Source organism: Microcoleus sp. D2_18a_B4 (assembly GCF_036702475.1).
GTDB lineage: Bacteria > Cyanobacteriota > Cyanobacteriia > Cyanobacteriales > Microcoleaceae > Microcoleus.
Window position 1 is genome coordinate 25513 of the sequence record NZ_JAUBTL010000024.1, and the last position, 20797, is coordinate 46309.

General features: G+C 46.5%; 11 protein-coding genes. 1 reads left to right on the forward strand and 10 read right to left on the reverse strand.

The window, feature by feature from the left end; translation table 11 throughout:
* Positions 1-130 precede the first annotated feature (130 nt).
* The 5 genes from QUB04_RS15710 to QUB04_RS15725 form a co-directional block, all read right to left on the reverse strand.
* A complete protein-coding gene (locus QUB04_RS15710) occupies positions 131-4267 on the reverse strand; it encodes an ATP-binding protein (RefSeq protein ID WP_333285641.1) in 4137 nt (1378 codons plus the stop codon).
* A 75-nt stretch (positions 4268-4342) separates the two neighbouring features.
* Positions 4343-4828, reverse strand: coding sequence for a DUF6887 family protein (locus QUB04_RS15715; protein WP_333138291.1), 486 nt, complete (start codon positions 4826-4828; stop codon positions 4343-4345).
* A complete protein-coding gene (locus QUB04_RS32540) occupies positions 4815-4922 on the reverse strand; it encodes a DUF6888 family protein (RefSeq protein ID WP_445301062.1) in 108 nt (35 codons plus the stop codon). The genes QUB04_RS15715 and QUB04_RS32540 overlap by 14 nt, the downstream gene beginning before the upstream one ends.
* Positions 4923-5231: 309 nt before the next feature.
* Positions 5232-5636, reverse strand: a complete 405-nt coding sequence (locus tag QUB04_RS15720) for a hypothetical protein (protein WP_333285643.1) — start codon at positions 5634-5636, stop codon at positions 5232-5234.
* A 34-nt stretch (positions 5637-5670) separates the two neighbouring features.
* Complete coding sequence (locus QUB04_RS15725; RefSeq protein ID WP_333285645.1) at positions 5671-10761, reverse strand: PAS domain S-box protein; 5091 nt, start codon at positions 10759-10761, stop codon at positions 5671-5673.
* A gap of 229 nt (positions 10762-10990) precedes the next feature.
* On the opposite strand from QUB04_RS15725, the gene QUB04_RS15730 reads away from it, so the two are divergent.
* Complete coding sequence (locus QUB04_RS15730; RefSeq protein WP_333285647.1) at positions 10991-14803, forward strand: glycoside hydrolase family 2 TIM barrel-domain containing protein; 3813 nt, start codon at positions 10991-10993, stop codon at positions 14801-14803.
* Positions 14804-14990: 187 nt separating this feature from the next.
* Here the strand turns inward: QUB04_RS15730 and QUB04_RS15735 are convergent, their stop codons facing one another.
* The 5 genes from QUB04_RS15735 to QUB04_RS15755 all read right to left on the reverse strand — a co-directional run bounded on the left by QUB04_RS15735 (position 14991) and on the right by QUB04_RS15755 (position 20709).
* Positions 14991-15236 (reverse strand): HNH endonuclease, encoded by a 246-nt coding sequence (locus tag QUB04_RS15735; RefSeq protein WP_333138299.1) that lies wholly within the window; start codon positions 15234-15236, stop codon positions 14991-14993.
* A 9-nt stretch (positions 15237-15245) separates the two neighbouring features.
* Entirely contained in the window at positions 15246-15602 is a 357-nt protein-coding gene (locus tag QUB04_RS15740) for a KGK domain-containing protein (protein ID WP_333138301.1), read from the reverse strand.
* Between the two features lie 153 nt (positions 15603-15755).
* Positions 15756-18212 carry a dynamin-like GTPase family protein gene (locus tag QUB04_RS15745; protein ID WP_333285649.1) on the reverse strand — a complete coding sequence of 819 codons (2457 nt, stop codon included), beginning with the start codon at positions 18210-18212 and terminating at the stop codon, positions 15756-15758.
* 140 nt (positions 18213-18352) lie between these two features.
* On the reverse strand, positions 18353-19312 hold the full coding sequence (locus QUB04_RS15750) for an Rpn family recombination-promoting nuclease/putative transposase (RefSeq protein ID WP_445301063.1): 960 nt from the start codon (positions 19310-19312) through the stop codon (positions 18353-18355).
* A 209-nt stretch (positions 19313-19521) separates the two neighbouring features.
* Positions 19522-20709, reverse strand: a complete 1188-nt coding sequence (locus tag QUB04_RS15755) for a J domain-containing protein (protein WP_333285653.1) — start codon at positions 20707-20709, stop codon at positions 19522-19524.
* Positions 20710-20797: the final 88 nt, after the last annotated feature.

A 20797-nucleotide genomic window follows, 5' to 3' on the forward strand; every position in this document is an offset into this window, starting at 1 on the left:
TTGTATGTTGATGGCGGGCAGGATGCCCACCCCACAAGAGGAAAAACTTATTTTACTATGCAATTTAAATGCGGATTAGCTTAGCGGGTTTTATGAGGACGATCGTACTCACTACGAACCGGGTATAATATCATTTCTCTTTCGTTTCGGGATGGATGAAAGCTAGTATTTGATTGAACTGAAACTCGTTAGCCAATGTGGCTAGGGCGCTAGCTAAAGCGTCATTGCGATCGCGAATTTGCTCAATTTGCACCAGCATTAACTCTAAATCGCACTCAATTGTGGCTTTCTCTAAAGCTGCCAGCCAATCTGCGGGTAAAGCTGCAAGAGTCTCTGGAGTCGGAGCCTCGATTTGAGTTGACTCGGGAACACTCTCCGGTTCACCGTAAATGTAACGCACTCCCAGATGTTTGTGGAGGGTGGCAAAAATTTCTGTATCTCGAAAGGGTTTGTGGATCAAGTCATCGCAATCATCTGAGACAGTAACGGTTTGCCCTTCCTCAGCGTTATCGGCACTCACGGCAATAATTGCCGTAGCTTGACCTTTAAGGGTGGCTTTAATGCGTTTCGTCGCTTCATGTCCATCCATCACGGGCATCCACATATTCATAAAAATTAAGTGTGGCTCAAAACTCGACCACTTTTCAATAGCTTCTATGCCGTTGGTGGCTTCTTGGAGTTCAAAGTTAAAGGCAGCCAGGAGTTTGATCAGCAGTTGGCGGTTGTCGGATCGATCGTCCACAATCAAAATACGATAGCGCGGCTGGTTGCGTTGCAGTGCTATCACCCGACGCGGTGGCTGTACGGGTTGAGTCGCCGGGGCATCAACGGCGCTGACGGGGATATCAAACGCGAAGGTGGTGCCGCGTCCTACTTCACTGCGTACAGTAATCACGCCGCCCATCAGGTTGACAAACTGTTGGCTGATAGCCAGCCCCAAGCCTGTTCCTTGCTGAGATTTTGTTCCTGTTTTGGTTTGCACAAAGGCTTGAAAAAGCTTATCTAACTCATCAGCAGCTATGCCGGCACCCGTGTCTTCTATTTCAAAATGTAATTGGTAATTACTGATTGGTAAATCCTGATTTTCACTGTCTAAAAATGCACTTACTCTTAACCTAATTACTCCTTGTTTAGTAAATTTAATGGCGTTAGAAAGCAGATTAATTAAAACTTGGCGCAACTTCATTTGATCGGTTTGCACGTATTCGGGAGTTTCGCTAGAGCAGTCAAATATTAACTGCAATTGTCGCTCCTTTGCCTGGAGCTGAAACATCTCTGCTAGATCGTTCAACAGGTTGCTTAATTGAAATTTTGTTGGGTTGATTGTAATGCGTCCCGCCTCTATTTTGGCTAAATCTAATATTTGATTGATCAGAGCTAGCAAGTGTTCTCCGCTGCGGTTGATGATACGGATATTTTCCTGTTGTTCGCGAGTGAGGTTGGTAGAGCGCTGCATCAATTGGGAGAATCCCAGAATTGCGTTTAGCGGGGTGCGGAGTTCGTGGCTCATATTTGCCAGGAAAGTGCTTTTGGCAAGGTTGGCGGCTTCTGCGGCCCAGGCGGCTTGTTGAAGCTGTACTGCTTGCTGTTGAGTGGCTTCGAGCAATTGAGCTTGTTGTAAGGCAACTCCTAGTTGAGTGCTAATTTGCAGCCCAATATTGATTTCTGCTTCGCGCCAAGTGCGGGGTGCAGAATTTTGATAGCTGGCGAGCAAACCCCAAAGTTGATTGCCGCAAAATATGGGGAAAATAACGTAGGCTCTAGCTTGAAATTGCTCTAACAGTTCTAGGTAACAAGGACTCAACCCAGCGGTGTATATGTCTTCAATTATGCGGTAAGGAACGCCTCTAGCATACATACCACCTTGATTTCTTTGTAGATAGGTATCCAGCACTGGTTGACCGGAGGCTTGCATAGTTTTCACGGTACAGCGAGAGTCTTCGACGAGAGTGTTTGGCACATTAAAATCGTCGGGTTGTTGCATCAGAGATATCCAGCCCGCAGCCATTGACTCGGCAACAAATTCCCCACTCCAATCAGGATTAAAGCGATAGATACCCACACGATCGCATTTTAGGGTTTGTCGCAGTTCAGAGGTTGTGGTTTTGAATATTGTGTCAATATCTAAGGATTGACGGATGCGATCGATCGATCGGGCGATGGCTTGTTCTCCCTGGGCGCTTTCTCGCAAAGCTGACTCGGCTTGTTTGCGATCGCTAATATCCAAAACAGTGCCCAACAAACGGAGCAACTGCCCTTTTTCATCATAAACCGGTTTCCCTCGAACTTCAATGTAACCGATCGAGCCATCTCTTCGGATTAGCCGCAGATCAATTTCAAAGCTTTGCCCCGACATAGCTCGATCGCGCACCATTGTCAGATAGCGCGATCGATCTTCTGGATGAAAACGCTCGATTAATTGTTCGTTTGGCAGCGGTTTTTGAGTCGGATCGAGCTCATAAATGCGATAGACTTCTTCACTCCAAGTGGTTGTTGCTGTGGCGATATCGTATTCCCAACTGCCAATACGGGCAATTTTTTGGGCTTCCAGCAATCGGGATTCCGCCAACTGGCGATCGCTAATGTCGCGCGCTACCCAAACAGCAGAGCTATCCGACAGTGGCGAAATTTTAGCAGCAAACCAAACTTCTTGGTTATTAATCGGCAGACTGTAATCAAAACTAATAGTTTGTTGGGTTGCCAATGCCTGTCGAACTCGAGCAAAATAAATCTCCTGGCTTTCCTCCTGAAAAAATTGTTCCATGAGGGAGTCGATCTGATTCGTCTGATAGTTGTATTGAAAAATTCCCTTGGTGGGTATAATTTGGATAGTTTCTTCTTGAACATCAAAAATCAATACAATATCTGTAATCGACTCAAATATTTTCACAACTTGCTCAGTAGAAGTGGAAAGTTTTTGTTCTAGCAATTTGCGCTCGGCAATTTCAGATTGTAATAGTTCGTTGGCACGAGCTAAGGCGCAGGTACGTTCGACCACTTCGGCTTCTAAAGTGCGATTGTAGTCAGTTAAGATTTTTTCAGCTTGTTTGCGCTGTAGAATGTTAGAAAAAGCAGTGATGGCATAAATAATGTTTCCGCCTTCGTCGAAAATTGGTGTGGCGCGCACCTCAAAAGGAATAAATTTCCCATCTCGATTAAGTTCTAAATCTTCAAGGAATACCGTTGCGCCGCGCAGTGCTCGGAATGCGGGAAGTTCTTCAGTTGGATACGGCTGGTTTTGGCGATAGATTTGATAAACTTCTACTGCTTCTTCTAAAGTCGAATCGGGGATAGTTTCTACGCCGAGCCAATACTTGGCAGTTTCGTTGAAGTACACGACTTTACCCGACGCATCGTGGATAGATACTCCTGCAGGTATGGCTTCGATAAATTGCTTGAGTTGGCTCTCTCTTTGCGCTAAAGCTTCATTTAAAGATTTTTGGTCTGCAAAAGCCTGTTGCAGTTGCGCGGCCATAAAATTGAAGGAATTGGCGAGTTCTCCGACTTCATCCAAGCGTTTATTTTCTAAAGGTTGCTCCCATTTTCCTTTGGCAACATTTTTGGCTGCCGTATTCAAACGCATAATTGGCTTTGTTACCCAACGGGAAGTCAAAAATCCGATCGCGATCGCCAGCGGCAGTGTACCCGTCAATAACCACAATGTATTGCGCGTATTTGCTTGAATCGGAGCCATGAAATCCGACTCTGGCACCACCACCACAATCAACCAATCCAAGCCACGGAAATCTCGATAGGGAGTGACACGGACAAACTGCCTATCGCCCTTGCTCGCCAAGGTAAATCGCTGGGTTGTTTGCAGCGTGCGGAAGTTGCCAAATCTGTTGGCGAGTTGTCGAGCAATATCTCGCGTGCGGGCATCCTTGCTGTTGGTGGCTAGCAATGGCGTCGGTTGCTTTGTTGTTGGCGTCACCAAGGGTGTTTCTAGTGTGGATGTGGCAATCAGATTGCCCGATCGATCCATAATAAAAGTTTGTCCTGAAGCCGAGAATTGCAGCCTAGCCAGAAAGGTATTGATGGCCGAGGGCCCATTATTATCCGTGAGGCGATCGCGGGTACGTTCTCCTACTTGTTCAATTAACTGATGCGCTACATCCTCGACTGCTTCCTGACCACTTTTGAAAGAAAGAAAGCTCACTAGCCCGACGGCGCTGACTGTTTGCAAAACAAAGGGAACAATCAGAACCATTCGCAGGGGAAGCTTGCTGAAAAGTTTGACTGCTGGGCGGTTGAGGGGATAAAGGGGCATGGGTGTGAACCAATTGCGCTGATAATCGTATTTTAACTGCTATAGTCTGCCTTTACCCCCGGCAATTGGCGTACCCTACAGGCTCTGAAATGTTCCTCCGGGTTCAATATAGCCAACTACCAGCGAAGATTGGGCCCTGCTGTCAAAATTTGCTTCTGTCAGTTCTGTTTCTAGCTGTTTGGCATTTGATTCATTTTTACTTACAAAAACTGTGATAACTTTTCTAATTTCTTTGTGTCTCTCGGCAATCATGTCGTTAATTAAAAGCTCTATAAATGGCTTATTGGTTGGCAGAGAACTGCCCATATTTTGAATTTTAACTTCTGTTTGATTTCCCTCTGAATCTGTCAAAGCCCAGCTAGAGTAGCTTTCGGGAAGTTTATTAATAGTTTGATTCGGGTGCTGGAAGTGCAACCATTTAACAACTGCTGCCTCTGTTACGGCTACAGATTCATGCAGCCGATCGACAAAAGCATAGAAAGCCTCATTATCTTCTCGGTGAGCAAGTACGTAAGCTCGCAATTCCTTTCTGCTCATAGTTTGAAAATTAGGTCGGTTCATCAGAGTATCTCCATTGCCCGTTAGAATAAATCTCTATTTCGATAGTTTCACCAGCCAAAATGTAGACGTTATTTGTGCGTTCATCGAGCCGCACTATAGCCTTTATCAAAAAAGTTGGTTGGGTTGGGCGGGTTTTTGAGATTTTTTGTTTTGGGCGATTATTGTTGGTTAACCCGCCCCAACGAAACCGTATTTTGTAGGGGCGGGTTCCACCAATAATATCTAACAATTACCAACCATCTATATAAACCCGCCCCCACACCACCGATAACCCACGTCAACCTGAAATTTGCATCGCATCGCCAAAATGTACATGATGATTGTTGGTTGGGTTGGGCGGGTTTATGAGATTGTAGATTATGGGCAATTATTATTGGTGAACCCGCCCCTACAAAATTTAACATCATACAAATCCGAATCTCTCCGGAAATGATATTATTTGTGCGTTCATCGAACCCGATCGCCCTAATGCAAATTTGTTAACTTGGCTAAAACGGTGGCGAAGAGAACGGGTTCGATCGGCTTTGTTAAGTGTTCGTTGTAACTCACATCTTGCACCATTCTCAATTACTTGTTTAGGAACAGGCAAGATGCCTGTTCCACAAAGAGTGAATTTTATTGTGGAACAGGCATCTTGCCTGTTAAGCGAGAATGGTGCAAGATGTGAGTTGTAACCAGCGGCGATCGCCCGATCGCGATCTTCTTCGCTAGCATAAACTGTCAGCGCCACGGCCGGCAAGCGCTTGATTTTGTCGGATGCGGACGATCGCACTTTGCGGATCAGCGAGTAGCCGTCCTCAACGGGCATAGCGATATCACGGACTAAAATATCCGGTGGCGACTCATCTCAACTGCCCCTTCTTACTCCGAGGCTGTTTGAAAGGCAGTGTCACCGTAAATGTCGCACCCTGGTCTTTACCGGGACTTTCCGCAGTCACAGTGCCCCCGTGGAGTTGCACCAAGTGCTCGACGATCGCCAATCCCAGTCCCAAACCGCTCTCAGCCTTAGTTTTCGAGGCGTCTGCTTGTCGGAAGCGATCGAACACAAAGGGCAAAAACTCAGCAGAAATGCCCTTTCCGGTATCGCTGACAGTAATTTGCACGTAATTGGGTGATGAGGAATCGCTAACAGCTACCGCAGACAAGCGCACTTGCACATTTCCCCCCGAAGGCGTAAACTTGACGGCGTTAGTCAGCAAATTCCACACTACCTGCTGCAACCTCTGAGCATCGCCCCACATCAAGCTGACTGAGGGGTCAAGTTCTAACGAAACGGTGACAGACTTGGCCTCGGCTGCCAAACGAACTGAATTATGAGCCGCCTCGATCGTCCTTACCATATAGAACCAGCCGGGTTTCAGGGCCAGCTTGCCTTGAATAATCCGGGAAACGTCAAGCAAATCTTCCACTAGCTGGATCTGCACCTTCGACTGACGCTCAATGGCTTCCACACCCGAAACTAATTTATCTTGGTTGTAGGGGTGGGCGCGCAGGATCTGTGCCCACCCCAGAATCACATTTAAAGGCGTTCGCAATTCGTGGGAAAGAGAGTCTAGAAACTCGTCTTTCCGGCGGCTGATGGCTTCTGCTTCCGCCCGCGCGACTTGTTCGCGATCGAGCAACTGAGCGCGTTGGGCCTCGATTTGCTTGCGATCGCTGATGTCGGCGATGATCGACATACAGTTGATATTGCCGTTGCTGTCGCGGACTGGAGTTGCCCACAAACTGATGTCGATCGAGCTGCCGTCTTTCCTTTGGCGCTGGGTTTCCATGCCGGCGATCGCCTTTCCTTCGCGAATTTTTTTCAAATTAGCCGTGAATTCCTCCCGCTTGTCTGCGGGAATGCAGGGCACAAATTGACCTACCGCTTCTGATTCAGGCCAGCCAAAAATCCTCTCGGCGGCTGGGTTCCACATTTTCACAGTGCCGTCGTCGCAGTCCAAAACGGTAATTGCTAGGGGACAAGCCTGAATCAAGGCTTCTAAAGTTTGATGGAGGTGCGATCGCGCTGCTTCTGCTTCTTTGCGATCACTGATATCGACGTTCACCCCGATCATCCGCAAAGGCAAACCCCGATCGTCGGGAAACATCTTAGCCCTGCAAGCAATCCAGCCCACACTTTTGTCCGGGCGGCAAATGCGGAACTCAATGTTTAATTCCTCCCCGGAAGCCCTCGCAGCTTGCACCTGCAGTTCGGTAACAGCGCGATCGTCTGGATGCACCATTTCCACCCAAGTTTCATAGCTGTCGATACCGCCTGCAGGCAGCCCGTACAAAGCCTCTAATTCCGGCGTCCCCGCGATCTCATTGGTTTGGACGTTCCATTCAAAAGTTCCGATTTTGCCTGCTTGCTGAGCGATTTGCAGCCGTTCTTGATTGTGTTTGAGTTCTGCTTCCACCCGCGATATCTCGGTCAAGTCGATGTAGAATGCGACGATCGTCTCTGGTTCGCGATCGTCCTGGCCCAGAGTGGTTCCGCCCATCAGAATCGGCACGCGGCTGCCATCTTTACGGATGTACTCTTTCTTGAAAGGAGTTGCGACTCCCTTAGCCCGCAGTTCTTGGGCTGCTAAGGCGTCGAGGTGCAGGTATTCGGGGGGGGTCATTCTGTCCCACCGCATTTGACCGGAGAGCCAGTCTGAGCGGGTGTAGCCGACCATGTTGAGCAGGGATTGGTTGGCGTAGGCGATGCGGCCGCTAAAATCACCGATCGCGACTCCGAAAATATTTGACTCGAACAGCCGCCGGAATATGCTTTCGCTTTGCTGTATTACTCGTTTTGCTTGGTTGCGATCGGTGATTTCGGCTACCACGGTGCTGACTCCCAGCAGTGTTCCTGATTCATCGATCACTGGGTAAAAGCTGATTTGCCAATCCCGCAAAACTCCCGGCTGTTGCTTGGTTTCAGCCTTAACTTCCAAGTCGAGCACGGGGGTTTGCGTCGCCAGCACTTGGCGGTAAATCCGCTCTACCATATCGGCCATTTCGGGAATTACTTCTCTAGCGGTGCGCCCGATGTGCTCTGCGATCGATCGGCCGTTGATCGCAGCGAGGCATTCGTTCAGGCGGATGTAGCGCAAATTGGTATCGACAAAGCACAGCCCGACTGGTGTGGTTTTGTAAACTAAGTCGAGTTCTGCTAGTTGGCGGCGAAGGCGTATTTCGTTTTCTCGAAGTTGGTTTTGGGCTTGTTTGCGATCGGTGATATCTAGTACGAAGAATGCTCCTTTGTCTGTGCATCCTTGGAAGTTTCCGCCGCCGACTAAAACTGGCAAGCGCGTGCCGTCTTTGCGGAGGTATTCTTTTTCAAAAGGCGCGCAACTTCCTTCGGCTTCGACTTGCGCCAGGGCGATGCGATCGAGTTCTAGATATTCCGGCGCGGTGAGATCCAGCCATCGGATATTTCCCGAAACTAAGTCTTCCCTCGTATATCCAATCATTTCCAGCAAGGCGTCGTTAGCGTCCGTAACTTCGCCGTTGACATCCCAGAAACCGATGCCGATCATGTTAGATTCTACCACGCTGCGGAAGCGCATTTCGCTTTCCCGCAAAGCTAATTCTGTTTGTTTGGCTGCGGTAATATCTGTGATAATTAGGCCGACTCCGATTATTTCTCCTCTTTCATTTTTTACTGGGTAGTAGTTGGCTAGCCAGTAACCGAAATATCCCGGTTTCCCATCAGGTTCGCCACTCATTTCTAAGTTTAAAACAGGCTCGCCGGTTTCTAAAACTTGCTGAATTATCGGCGCAAATTTGGCTGCATGTTCGGGCAACAATTGGCGGAAGTCTTGGCCGAGATGCTGTTCTATCGGCAAACCGTTGAGTTCTGCTAATACTTGATTGATACGAATGAAGCGCATTTCGCGATCCATAAAGCAAATCGCTAGGGGAGATGCTTCTAACAGCGAGTCAATTAAGGCGAAGGATTCGGATGTTTGAGATAGTGCTTGCTGCGCTTCTGCGTAAAGTCTGGCGTTGTCTAGGGCGATCGCCACGCGATATGCTAAATCTTCTAGCATTGCCATGTCTTCTGCACTGTAGCGGCGGCCCAACTTCGAGGTAAAGCAAGTGATGGAACCCATTACCCGCCCGCGAGCTCTCAGCGGTACGCAAGCGTGAGATCCGATATTGAGCGAGCGCAATTTTTCCTTTTCTGCTGAATTTTCGGCGAGTGCTGCTAAAATTTCCTCATCCACTTCGGCAATTAATTCGGATTTTCCGCTGCGGATTACCAGCGGATAGCCGTTAACAGCATTGTCGGCGATCGAACTTCGGATGCTGAAGTTATTAATAGTCTCAACCATAGAGGGTTCTGCGTGAGCCACAGCGACTAAACGCACTTTTGACCCCGTTTCGGTCAAATGAATGCAGCACCCGTCTGCGATCGAATTTACTGCTAATTCTGCTACCTTTTGCAGCACCGTTTCCCCGTCAAACGCATCAGCCAGCATTTTGCTGACTTCTGCTAAAAATGCCGAGCGCTGCTGTTCTATTTCCGCTTTTTCCCTTGCTGTTTGCTCGATTGTTAACTGCAATCTTTGAGTTTCGGCAAGTTTTATTTCTGTGATATCGCGGGCGACAATTAAGGCTGATTCTGGTACGCCATTTTTGTCAAATTCTGGAACTACGCGGGATTGATAACTTCGGATGCCGTTGATTGATAAAGCCTGAAATTCGATAATTTCTTCTTGACCGGTTTCTAACACTTTGTGCAGGGTTTCATCCCACATCTGGCACTGTTCCGGCGGTATTCCTATTTCTTGACTGGTTTTACCGAGGAAGAATGAAATTGGTTTTCCTTGGCTTCTTTCAACTGCTTGATTGACATAAATATAACGCAGCTCTTTGTCAGTGCGGATAATGATATCTGGCGTATTTTCTAGCAGCGTTCTCAGTTGTTGTTCGCTGTTTGCCAAAGCTGCTTGCGCTTGTTGTCTTTCCGTGACATCTCTCACCGTGCCCACATATCCGATGAGTTCGCCGGAGTCCGAGAACATCGGCGAGGAACAAACGTTAATCCAGCGCACAATCCCTTCTGGTGTTTGCAGGCGATACTCGATCGCATATTCCCCACCTTGCCGAGTATAATCTAGCCATCGGCTCAATACGCGATCGCAGTCTTCCGGGTGAATGCACTTCTCCCAACCGTCTCCTAAAAGTTCTGTCAAACTCAAGCCGCAAATAGCCTGACAGCGTGGGTTTGCATAGGTGTAGCGCCCCTCAAAATCTGCCATAAAAATGCCAACCGGCGAACAGGAACTTAAACAGCGAAATCGTTCTTCTTGAGCTTGCAGCGCTTCTTTAGCTACTGTCAGTTCTGCTGTCCGCTGTTTGACGCGGCTTTCTAGTTTGGTGTAGGATAAAGCCAGGGCTATTTCTGCTTTGTGGCGGTCAGTAATATCTATACCAGTTCCTATCACATATTCTACCAAACCATCGCTATTGGTCGTCACAGTATTCGACCAAGAAATTAAGCGCTTAGAGCCGTTTTTAGTGCGCCAATAGTTTTGATATTCGCTGTTAAAATGTTCGACTTTTAGCTGGGTGAAAATTGTTTTAACTGGCTCTATTTCTTCGGGAATTAAGAACAAATCCCAAACATATTTATTAACAACTTCTGCTGCCGAGTAGCCTGTAGTTTTTTCGCAAGCTTGGTTAAACCGGAGAATCCGTCCTTGGCTGTCGAGAACTACAATCAAGCAAGCTGTCGTGTCAATTACTTTTGAAATAATATTACGTTCTATTTCTAGTTCTTGTTGTGCAGACTTTAAGCCAGCATACCAAGCGATAACGGCAGCGGCCAACAGTAAGATTGCAGGAGTTGCCTGGAAGGAAAACAGTAACAGAGTTGTCAGCAGTAAAGCCGTGCCGGCACTAAATGTAGCAATACTGTAAGATTTAAGGGGTAAGGGCAAGACCTCAAACTGGCTCATTTTTGTTGACCTGTAGCGATGGCGCGATCGCACTATTGCTTATGTCGATGAAACAACCTTTTTAAAACTTAGTTAAAACTAAGTATTTATTTTTTCTATACAAAACCACATTTGTCGGCTCTGTGCCATCTTCCCAGAGGCAGATTGGGAGGGGGATTTCTGCTGAATCAACTGCTATCATAGAGCCAGGGACAAATTAGATTATCTAATTTCTGGGAGAAATAAGCGAGTGAATCACAAGCTGGCCAAAATTATCGGATTATTTTTCGCAGCCGCCACCCTCTTTGGATTCGTCGGTTACGCGCTTCAAAATCCCGACTTCGCCAGCAGCTCAGCGATATCGATCGGCTTCCCCAATCTTACCACCGCGGCCGTCGGGGCGATCGACAACAAACGATCCCAAATCTATCTCAACGGAACTTGGCAATTTGTCCCCGCAGTTGGCAACCCCCAAAACCCCCCCGTCTCCCCAAATTGGGGTTCCATCTCGGTGCCGGGAGACTGGCAAAAAGAAAACAACCAATCCGTACCCGGAATCATCACTCGCGGCAGCGGCAAAGATTGGGAAAACTTCAACAGTAAACAACTATCAAAAGCTTGGTATCAGAGAAATATAGACATTCCCGGCGACTGGACAAACCGCCGAATTTTTCTCGACTTAGCCAGAGTCAGCACCGATGCAGTCATCTTTGTCAACGGCATTAACTGCGGTCAAATCCCCTGGCCCTACGGCACTATTGAAATTACCAAAGCAGCCAAACCCGGTCAAAACACCCTATCTATTTTAGTGATAGCAGTATCCGATGAAAAGGAAAAAGCCGTCATCATGGGTCCCACAGAAATCTACACAGAAAAATCCAAGTTGCAATCGCGGGGAATCATCGGCGAGGTAAGGCTTCTGAGCCTTCCCCCAGGCCCGTTAATTAGGGACGTATTCGTCCAAACTTCCACCCGAAAAAAGCAAGTTAAATTAGATGTAGAACTCAAAGACGTTGCCCAAAGCGGTCAAGTAGAAATAATCGCGCAAATGCTCGACGAAAAAGGCAAAGTAGAACAAAAATTTACAGGCACTGCCAACGTTAAAGCTAAACCAATTCAAACCGTAGAATTCCAGTGGAATTGGTCAAATCCCCGTCTTTGGGATGTCGGGCAACCAAACCTTTACACCCTGCACTTAGAAGTAAAAGGCAGCGGCATTGACACGCAATACTACCAACCTTTTGGCTTTCGCGAATTTTGGATAGAAGGGCGCAAATTTTTCTTAAACGGAACTGAATTTCGGCTGCGACCAAACTTGCACTCCGAGTCTTGGCAAAGCGGGACAGTTGAAGTTGCTGACAGGCTAATTGACAGCTACGTAAAAGCAGGTTTTAACATAACAGAAATGTGGCCTTGGAATCACGACGAACGGGGAAAATGGCACTTCCGAGAGTTATTTTCCGAAAGAGCAGACCTCAAAGGTTTTCCCATTATGGCTCCCGCTTTAGACATTAGTCCTATCGCTTGGAACGGCAAGTGGAGAAACCCCCTGTGGAAAAACCGCTGGAAAGACCGAATGGTGACAGAAATGCGCCGGTACCGCAATCATCCATCAGTATTAATGTGGGCGACAAGTCCTAATTTTTTCGGCAACGCTGACGATTTAAATCCCCGTCGCATCGGCAAAAGCAAAGTAGAAGGAACTCTCAGTCCCTCGGAAAACCAGCGTTTGCGGGTCAACACTCCCCTAGGAAATGACGCTATAGCTGCGATTAAATCGGCTGACCCAACCAGACCTGTGATGGTACACCAAGGTGCACACTTCGGCGATGTTTATGCGCTGAATTCTTATTTAAATATGATTCCCTTGCAAGAACGGGAAGAGTGGATTTCTGAGTGGAGCAAAACCGGGGAAAGGCCCTACATGGCAGTCGAGTTTGGGACTCCTCTGCACGCAACGATGATGCGGGCCCGCAAAGGTTTTGGTCAGGCGATTCTCAGCGAACCTTGGATGACTGAGTTTGCGGCAATTTATTTTGGCAAGCAGGCTTACGAGTTGGAAACGGCCGCTTATAAATCTAAAATTCGCGAGCAGTTTGTCAAGGGTCAGGAGTATCTAAACTGGCATTTTAAAAATGAGTTGGATTTTGCACCAGCTTTTCAAAAGTTGCAGCATTTATTCAGTACAAATACTTGGCGGAGTTGGCGGACTTTTGGAATTTCTGGGGGGATGATTCCTTGGAATGACGGACATGGTTGGGAAGTTTCTGAAGCTGGCAGAAAAAAGGTGGATATTGGGGCATTTCAACCTGGTAGCCGGGGAGTTTATTTGAAGCAAGTCTCGAATAATCTTTTGAATTATTTCCAGCCCGAAGCTTACACTGTTCATCCTGGGGGCGAGGCAATTATGAATAATAATAGCTCGACTTTGGCTTGGATTGCTGGTGCTAGCCCGGTTTTTACTGCGAAAGAACACAATTTGTTTGTGGGCGGAAAACTGGCAAAGCAAGTAGTGTTAATTAACGATACGCGGACGGCGCAAGAATTTTCGTTTAAATGGCGGGTTTTGGTGGGGGGGAAAGAAGTAAAAAAAGGCGAGAGAAAAGGCCTGAGTGAGGCGGCAGCAACGCTGTTTTTTCCAATTGACGTAAAATTGCAAAATACCATTTCTAGCAAGGCTGACGGCGAAATTCGCTTGACTGCGCGAGTGGGCGAGCGATCGCATTCTGATACATTTGCTTTCCGCGTTTTTCCCAAGCAAGCCAAAAGCAAGGATACGCTGACAATCTTCGATCCAGCGGGCAAAACATCGGCCATGTTAAAACAATTAGGTTATCAGCTTGTACCGTGGAATGGTTCGCAAGTTTCATCGCTATTAGTTATCGGTAGGGAAGCATTTTCTAGCGGGGAAAATTTGCCGGGAAGTGTAGAAAATTTTGTGCAAAACGGCGGCAAAGCAATTGTGTTTCCTCAACGCAGGGAATGGCTGGAAAATACGGGTTTCCGAGTTGCTGCCCACGTCAGCCGCCGCGCTTTTCCAGTTGACAGCAACCATCCCGCAATTAGCGGTTTAGACAGTGAAGATTTGCGGGATTGGGCGGGGGAAAGCACGCTGCTTGAAGCTTATCCAGATACAATCCAAACTGGCCCTAATTTGAGTCCGGCAAATAAACCTTGGTACGGCTGGCGTTGGGGAAATCGCGGCGGTGTCAGTAGCGCTTCAATTGAGAAGCCACACCGCAGCGGTTGGCGCCCAATTTTGGAATCTGAGTTTGATTTAGCTTATTCGCCACTGATGGAATTGGATTACGGAAAAGGGCGGCTGATTTTAAACGAGTTGGATTTGGAAGACCATTATTCTGTAGATGCTGGGGCGGCGCTGTTATTGCAAAAAATTGTGAGTTACGGCATGAATTCTCCGGTACTTGGAAAGCCGGATAAAGTGGTTTTAATTGGGGGAGATGGAGATGCCCAAAAGTTGGACAGTTTGGGGGTAATTTATCAGCGCGCTAGTTCGCTTTCTAATGATGTTGGTTTGGTGATTGTGGGGAGAGAAGCGAATCTGAAAGATGCCGATTTGCGCGGTTATTTGAATGCGGGCGGGAAGGCGTTTTTCTTGCCGCGTCAAGTGCCTGCTGCGGGTTTGGGCGTGGGTTTGCAGCAAGCGCAGGATTTTGGGGGTTCGCTGGCGGTTCCGAGTTGGGATGAGGTGAAGGGGGTTAGCGCTTCAGATTTGCGATCGCGCTCTTTTTATGATACTTGGTTGATTAAGTCTGGGGGAGAAATCGGTGCTGACGGTTTGTTAAGTCGGGTCAAAGTTGGCAAGGGTGTGGCGATTTTTTCTCAGATTGAACCGGACAGTTTGAATGCTGATACTAAGACTTATTTGCGTTTTACTCGCTGGCGGCAAACCCGGGCAAATGCTCAGATTTTGGCTAATTTAGGGGCAAGTTTTAAGGCGGATGGATCTGTGTTTAACGGTTCGAGTCGGGAGTTTTATCACTGGGATTACAGAACGGATTTTGAGAAGGGGGACGATCCTTATAGGTATTATCGATGGTAGAATTTTTTAACCGCAGAGGGCACAGAGGACGCAGAGGAAGAGAAGAGAGAGATGAATAATTTAGTCCGGGACGCATTTCGATCGAAGAAACCGGGTTTTTTACTAAATCTGTGATTTGCAACGAAGTATTTTCGTAAAAAAACCCGGTTTCTGGAGTCCGGTGCGTAAGTCCTAATACTGTTAAATATCACAGGTCAAAGTGTCGCCTGAAGCGGGGGTCTAGTTTGTCGGTTTTCTTTTGGTTGCAGGCGCTGCAGAGGGTTTGCAAGTTGCTGATGTCGTTGCTGCCGCCGCGCGCTAGGGGGATGATATGATCGATCGTCAGTTGGGTTTCTAGTTTGGTTTGGCCGCAGCTTTGGCATTGGTATTTATTGCGAGTAAATACATATTTTCTGACTTCTGGGGGAATGGGAATTCTAGGGGTTTTAGTCATCTTGTTTTGCTAACTCTCTTTAGGCATTTTTTGACGCAAATCTTCCAGAGGAGAAACAACTTTAGTATCTGCTGATTTTCCAGTTTCGGCAATTTCTCCAACTTCAAGCTCTTCAGGCTGAAACTCTAAAGTAATTCTCACTTTTCCTCTTTGCCAACTCTTCGCACCAGGCTTAAGTATTTTACAATCTATTCCTTCTCTAAACCAAGTTTCTTTTAATTCTGTCCATCCCGCTTGAGCTTTTATTAGAGTCATCATCGCTGCAATAAACTCACTTATTGTAAAGGTGCGGTTGGTGACTAAAATGTGATCCGAATATACAGACACCACATCGTCACGTTTCAGTGAATCAAAGTTATCATTCATTTTTATTTCCGGTTTTGGCTATTGTAATTATAATGGTTTTTGGTGAAAATTGTACAAGTATTATTTAGTTTGAATAGATACCGGGCGAGGAAAATCGCGTCTACACAAACCAAGCAAAAATACCGGGCGAATTACATTCGCCCGGTATTTCAATTACCCCCATTCCGATTCCAATTGTTCACCATCCACCGACACGCTATCATTTTGTGCAATTACAGGCAACAAATGCTCGTGCAACTTCATCGCCTGCAAACAACTATTAATCCCAGAAACTGCCCGATCGTACTCTTGAATCTTTTGCTCATTCTCAGCTTGCCGCCGCAGATTGCCAGCAATCTTTTCCTCCGCCTCCTGTGCCAAAGTTTGCTCTAAATAATCGCGGGCTTGACTGTATTTCTGCAAAATATCATCAGCTTGCTTTTGGGCCAGCGGCAACAAATGCTCTTTCAGGGTTTGGTTGACAGTTTGGCGGAAAGTTTGCCGAATAGTTCTAGATACTTTTGGCTCGAAATCTAGCCGCAATAATTGCCGAATTGCTGGTTGGGCGTCCACCATGTTCTCGCAGTCGAAACCTTGAGAAGTTTGCTGCAATGTTTCCCGGAATTGATAAATCGAAAATGTCCCTTCGTCGTAAAAACGGGGACTTTCTCGCACGTAGCGATCGCACTCAACGCCAGCCGCATTTACCAAAGCATCAGAAACCCGCTTTGATAACTCCTCTAACTGCTGTTCAATTCCTCCGTCGTTCCCCAACAACCGATAGAGTAATCGATAGTATTCCGACTTGCGAACGCTATCTTTCAAATACTGGAAATAATTATCAACCAGTGACTTAGTAGCCTCTACTAAAATATCTTCCAACTGATTCGCTAAATAATAAAGCGCTTCAACTAAAACAGCAATTAAAGGTGCTGTAGCATTGCGCGGATGATTCCGCAAAGTGCGTCCGTAAGCCGCCTCAACAGAAAATCCATCTAACAATTCATCCAAGCGGCGGATCATCCGAGATTGCAGTTGCCGAAAGTCTATATCGAAAATATCGCATCTGTTCATAATCATTTCATTGACTTCTTCGGCGATATGTTCCCGAAAATCCTGTCCGACTTGCTGCAATTCTTGATTGAGCCGCAAAAGTTCCTGTGCTTTCATCGCTTCAATTTCGCGGGGCTGGCTGTCCAAATTCCGCTGAATTGTTTGGTAATGTTTCCGCAGTTGAATGCACAAGTCTTCCAAGTCGTCAGCGAGATTTTTGAACAGTTGCGGGCGTTTTTCTTCTGTGAGGTAACGGGTGATGGCTGTGCGAAAATCTTCGATGCCGCTATCTTGAATTAATTGAGCAATTAATGGTTGTCCTTGCTCTGCAAGAATCCGCACGTAGTTTTCATTGGGTGTTTCGTAGCTGTTAACTGAAATGCGAAATCTGCTAGGAGACAGTTTGCCGGAATTCGCACAATAGCGATTAAATTCACTAACAAATTGCGGAGTTTCTTCACTAATACCGATAAATTCTGAATCTAATTTATCATCTACAGAAACTCGCCCTTGACTGGTGGCAAAGATTGTATTTAAACCAAAGCGATCGCGCCCTGTTGTCCCTCGAATCAAACTCCCGTAAAATCCCAACAATCCGCTAGTTTTGTAAACTCTCGCAGTATCGCGAAAGTCGGAATTAATCAGATTTTCTAAGCGCTGTCGCAGTTGCGTGTTGTACCAAGTTTCGTCAATGCGGTTAAAAATGTAAAACAGTCGATCGCGAATTCCCGGATTTCCCCGTGTTTTTTCCATCAACTCGGTTTCTTCCGTCGTCATTTCCCCAGATGAAGCCGCTTTCAAAACGCACACAACCGCCGAAGTATCGGGGCTTTCAATCTTATCATAAGTCAATTCTGCATCCCGCTGCACCGGCGCATCAATTCCCGGCGTATCGATAATAATATTGCCATCTTGTAGTAAGGGATGATAACAATAATATTCCACTCGCTTGAGTACAGCACTGTTACTACCGCGACGGGCATAACTAGCAGCTTCCTTGAGATTGGAAAAGTTAAACTGTTCCATCGAGTAGGTAGCGTTTTCGAGAGTTTGGATGCGATCGCGATTTGCCTCAAAACCTTCTAACAGCAGCATCAAAGCCTTAGCTTTTTTGGCGAGTTCGGATTTATTTTCGCCGCCTTCCGTTTCAATAATTATGTTACATCCCTGAGACAACAGCGACACTACATCTGTTTGATTAATATTAAGTTCAGTAGTTAAACCTAACTGATGGCAAAGCACAGAAGCTTGCTGGCTAATCTCAAACTCGCTCAAAAAAGTGAGAACAACGCGCTCTTTTTCCGGCTCAGCAAAGGCGATATAACATTCCGTACCTGTCGCGTGTCCTTCTGCACTGTAGAGCAATTCTCGCTCCAGCAAAGCATTAATTAGCATTGATTTTCCCGCACTGAAAGCGCCGGCAAACACAATCTCAAACTCAGGAGAAATTGCCTTTTTCAGAGAAGCTTGTACCGCCGTGATATCTTGTTGTCGCAAAGAGGATTCCTGACGCAGCAGTTGCAGTAAAGAGTCAACTTGCTCTTGCAGATTGTTGCATTGAGGGGGCATTTGAGTCATCGCGGCAGACTGCTCCTGATTGTGGGAAAATTACCTTAGTCTTAATTCTCTGCTAGTTCAGGAAGAATCACAACAGTAATTTTACTTATGCGAGCCAGGATTGCGGAAAGTGCGATCCTCTTCGAGGGCTCCGCTAACGGCTATTCTGCGGGTAAATCTTGTGTTTGCAGCCAAGCTGTTAAATCTGATATGTCGTTAAAATTTAACAAGGCTTCTCCTAAGTTTTCCAATTGGTCGATCGACAATTCTTGAATTTGACTGTCAACTTCGGAATCTACAGCACCTATACGGCGTTCCAATAAACGAATAATTAGTGCTAATTGTCCTACTTTGATTCCTTCTTGTCTTCCTTCTTGTCTTCCTTCTTGTCTTCCTTGTTCTCTTCCTTGTTTGACTGCTTTAGATATTGCCCCACGCCGATCTTGGATATAAATTTCCTCGTTTTCCAATTCTGCTAACTCCTCGCGACTCAGAGCGCTTCGATTGGCTATTGTAAATGCTTTCTGAATTTCCGGGACGCTTTGCATTGTTTCAGGGACTATTGATAAATCCTTAGCACTTTTGAGGAAATAAATCCATTTATCGGTCAAGGTTTCTAACTCATTTAGCGTTTTTTTGAATTTTGGTAGCTCAACAAACGCTAATTCAATATCATAAACAGGATAATCAATCAAAAAGTCTTTTTCCTTAAGGACAAACCGCGAAGTTACTTTGGTAAAATCCTCAAACATCTCAAAATCAGTGATAGTCAAGGCAATTACTGGATTCAGTAGCGCATATTTGTCTGCTGTTTCTAATTGCGTGGAATAAGCTTTAGCTGCATTGTACAAAATCCGCTTTTCAAAGGCCTCTACGTTCAAAACCTGCATCTCGATAATTACTGTTGTGTCATCATCTAACTGAGCTTTAATATCTAAGTAAGTCTCCTTAAGACCGCGAATTCTCGGTGCTGCATAAGGAGGGAAGATTTTTAAACTTTGGATGGTGGGCTGACCGTCATACAGCAAAGCATTCAAAAAACTAATTAGAATGTCTTTGCTATTTTCAGAGCCGAAAATTTTTTTGAAAGCAAAATCCGTTTTAGGATTGATGAATGTCATCATAATGGTAATAGGTAATGCGTAATTGGTGGTTAACTGGTTCCCTGGCTCTGCCTGGGAATCAATGTAAGCGAGGCTCTGCCTCGCTCTTCTATGAGGAAAGTTGGAGGCAGAGCCTCTGGATATGCGTTACCAGGCAGAGCTTAGTAACGGGTAGAAGTGTCTAAATAAGGAACATCTTGACAGGGCTAGCAGTGAACACCCTACAATTATACAGACAAATCCTGGCGGGGTTTAAAAGACTCAACCTCTCGCAACTTCTGGTATAATTCTCTTTCTTCGTCACTAATTTCTTGGGGAATTAACACCTGAATTTCTACCAATTGATCGCCCCGATCGCCATTTCCTGTCGGATAGCCTTTGTTAGCCAGCCGCAACCGCTTTCCAGAGGTTACTCCCGGCGGCAATTTCATCTTTACCAAGCCGTCTAGCGTCGGTACTTCAATATCTCCCCCCAACACCGCTTCGCTGGGAGTCAGTGGCAATTCGCAGCAAATATCCGACATTTCCAAGCGAAAAAATGGATGGGGAGAAACCGTGATTTTCAAATATAAATCTCCGCCGCCCATACCTTGATTTCGCAAGCGAATCCGCTGGCCTGATACCATAGCAGGAGGCAGATTTACCTCGATCGCTCGCCCATCTTCCAGACGAATTCGCTCAGTACCGCCCGAATAAGCCCTTTCCAAAGGCAGAGTTAGTCTGGCCTCAATGTCTCTTCTGGGTTCGCGATCGACTGCTTCCCGTCGCATTTCGCGCTCTTCCGCATCCCTTCTGGTTTCGCGATCGACTGTTTCCCGTCGCATTTCGCGATCGACTGTTTCCCGTCGCATTTCGCGATCGACTGTTTCTCGTCGCATTTCGCGATCGACTGTTTCCCGTCGCATTTCGCGATCGTCGAAATCCCTTCTAGGTGGGCGAGAATTAGCAACATAACTCGTTTTCTTAGAAGCCGTACTCCACGGTTCAGAGGAGGCTACTCCCGGTGCATCATTCGCTGTCGCCATCCTCACTTCCCGGCGTCTTCCGAGCACTTGGTCGAGAAATTTATTAAAATCCGAGTAATCACTAAAATCGACATCTTCGGCCGGTTTTTTGCGGGTAGCTTTACCGTTTCCCCAAGTTTTGAAATTGGGAAGTCGCACCCCTTGCTTGCCTTGAAATCCCTTTTGTTTCCAGAATTTACTAAACTGATCGTATTGAGCTCGCTTGTCAATATCGGAAAGAATATCGTAAGCTTCATTAATATCCTTAAACCTATCTTCAGCCGATTTATCCCCCGGATTTACGTCAGGGTGCAACTGTCTGGCCAGCCGTCGATAGGCTTTTTTTATCTCATCAGCCGTGGCATCTTTGGGGACTCCCAAAATTAGATAGTAATTGCGAAAATTCTGCATATTTAGTCATTAGTTATTAGTCATTAGTCATTAGTCATTAATTATTAGTCATTAGTCATTAGTCATCCTGCTTCCCTGCTTCAAACTA

Coding starts and splice junctions, on each gene's coding strand:
- QUB04_RS15735 (WP_333138299.1), bottom strand. CDS start 15,236: ATGACTAAAACCCCTAGAATTCCCATTCCCCCAGAAGTCAGAAAATAT.
- QUB04_RS15755 (WP_333285653.1), bottom strand. CDS start 20,709: ATGCAGAATTTTCGCAATTACTATCTAATTTTGGGAGTCCCCAAAGAT.
- QUB04_RS15720 (WP_333285643.1), bottom strand. CDS start 5,636: ATGCCCGTTGAGGACGGCTACTCGCTGATCCGCAAAGTGCGATCGTCC.
- QUB04_RS15710 (WP_333285641.1), bottom strand. CDS start 4,267: ATGCCCCTTTATCCCCTCAACCGCCCAGCAGTCAAACTTTTCAGCAAG.
- QUB04_RS15745 (WP_333285649.1), bottom strand. CDS start 18,212: ATGACTCAAATGCCCCCTCAATGCAACAATCTGCAAGAGCAAGTTGAC.
- QUB04_RS15740 (WP_333138301.1), bottom strand. CDS start 15,602: ATGAATGATAACTTTGATTCACTGAAACGTGACGATGTGGTGTCTGTA.
- QUB04_RS15715 (WP_333138291.1), bottom strand. CDS start 4,828: ATGAACCGACCTAATTTTCAAACTATGAGCAGAAAGGAATTGCGAGCT.
- QUB04_RS15725 (WP_333285645.1), bottom strand. CDS start 10,761: ATGAGCCAGTTTGAGGTCTTGCCCTTACCCCTTAAATCTTACAGTATT.
- QUB04_RS15750 (WP_445301063.1), bottom strand. CDS start 19,312: ATGACATTCATCAATCCTAAAACGGATTTTGCTTTCAAAAAAATTTTC.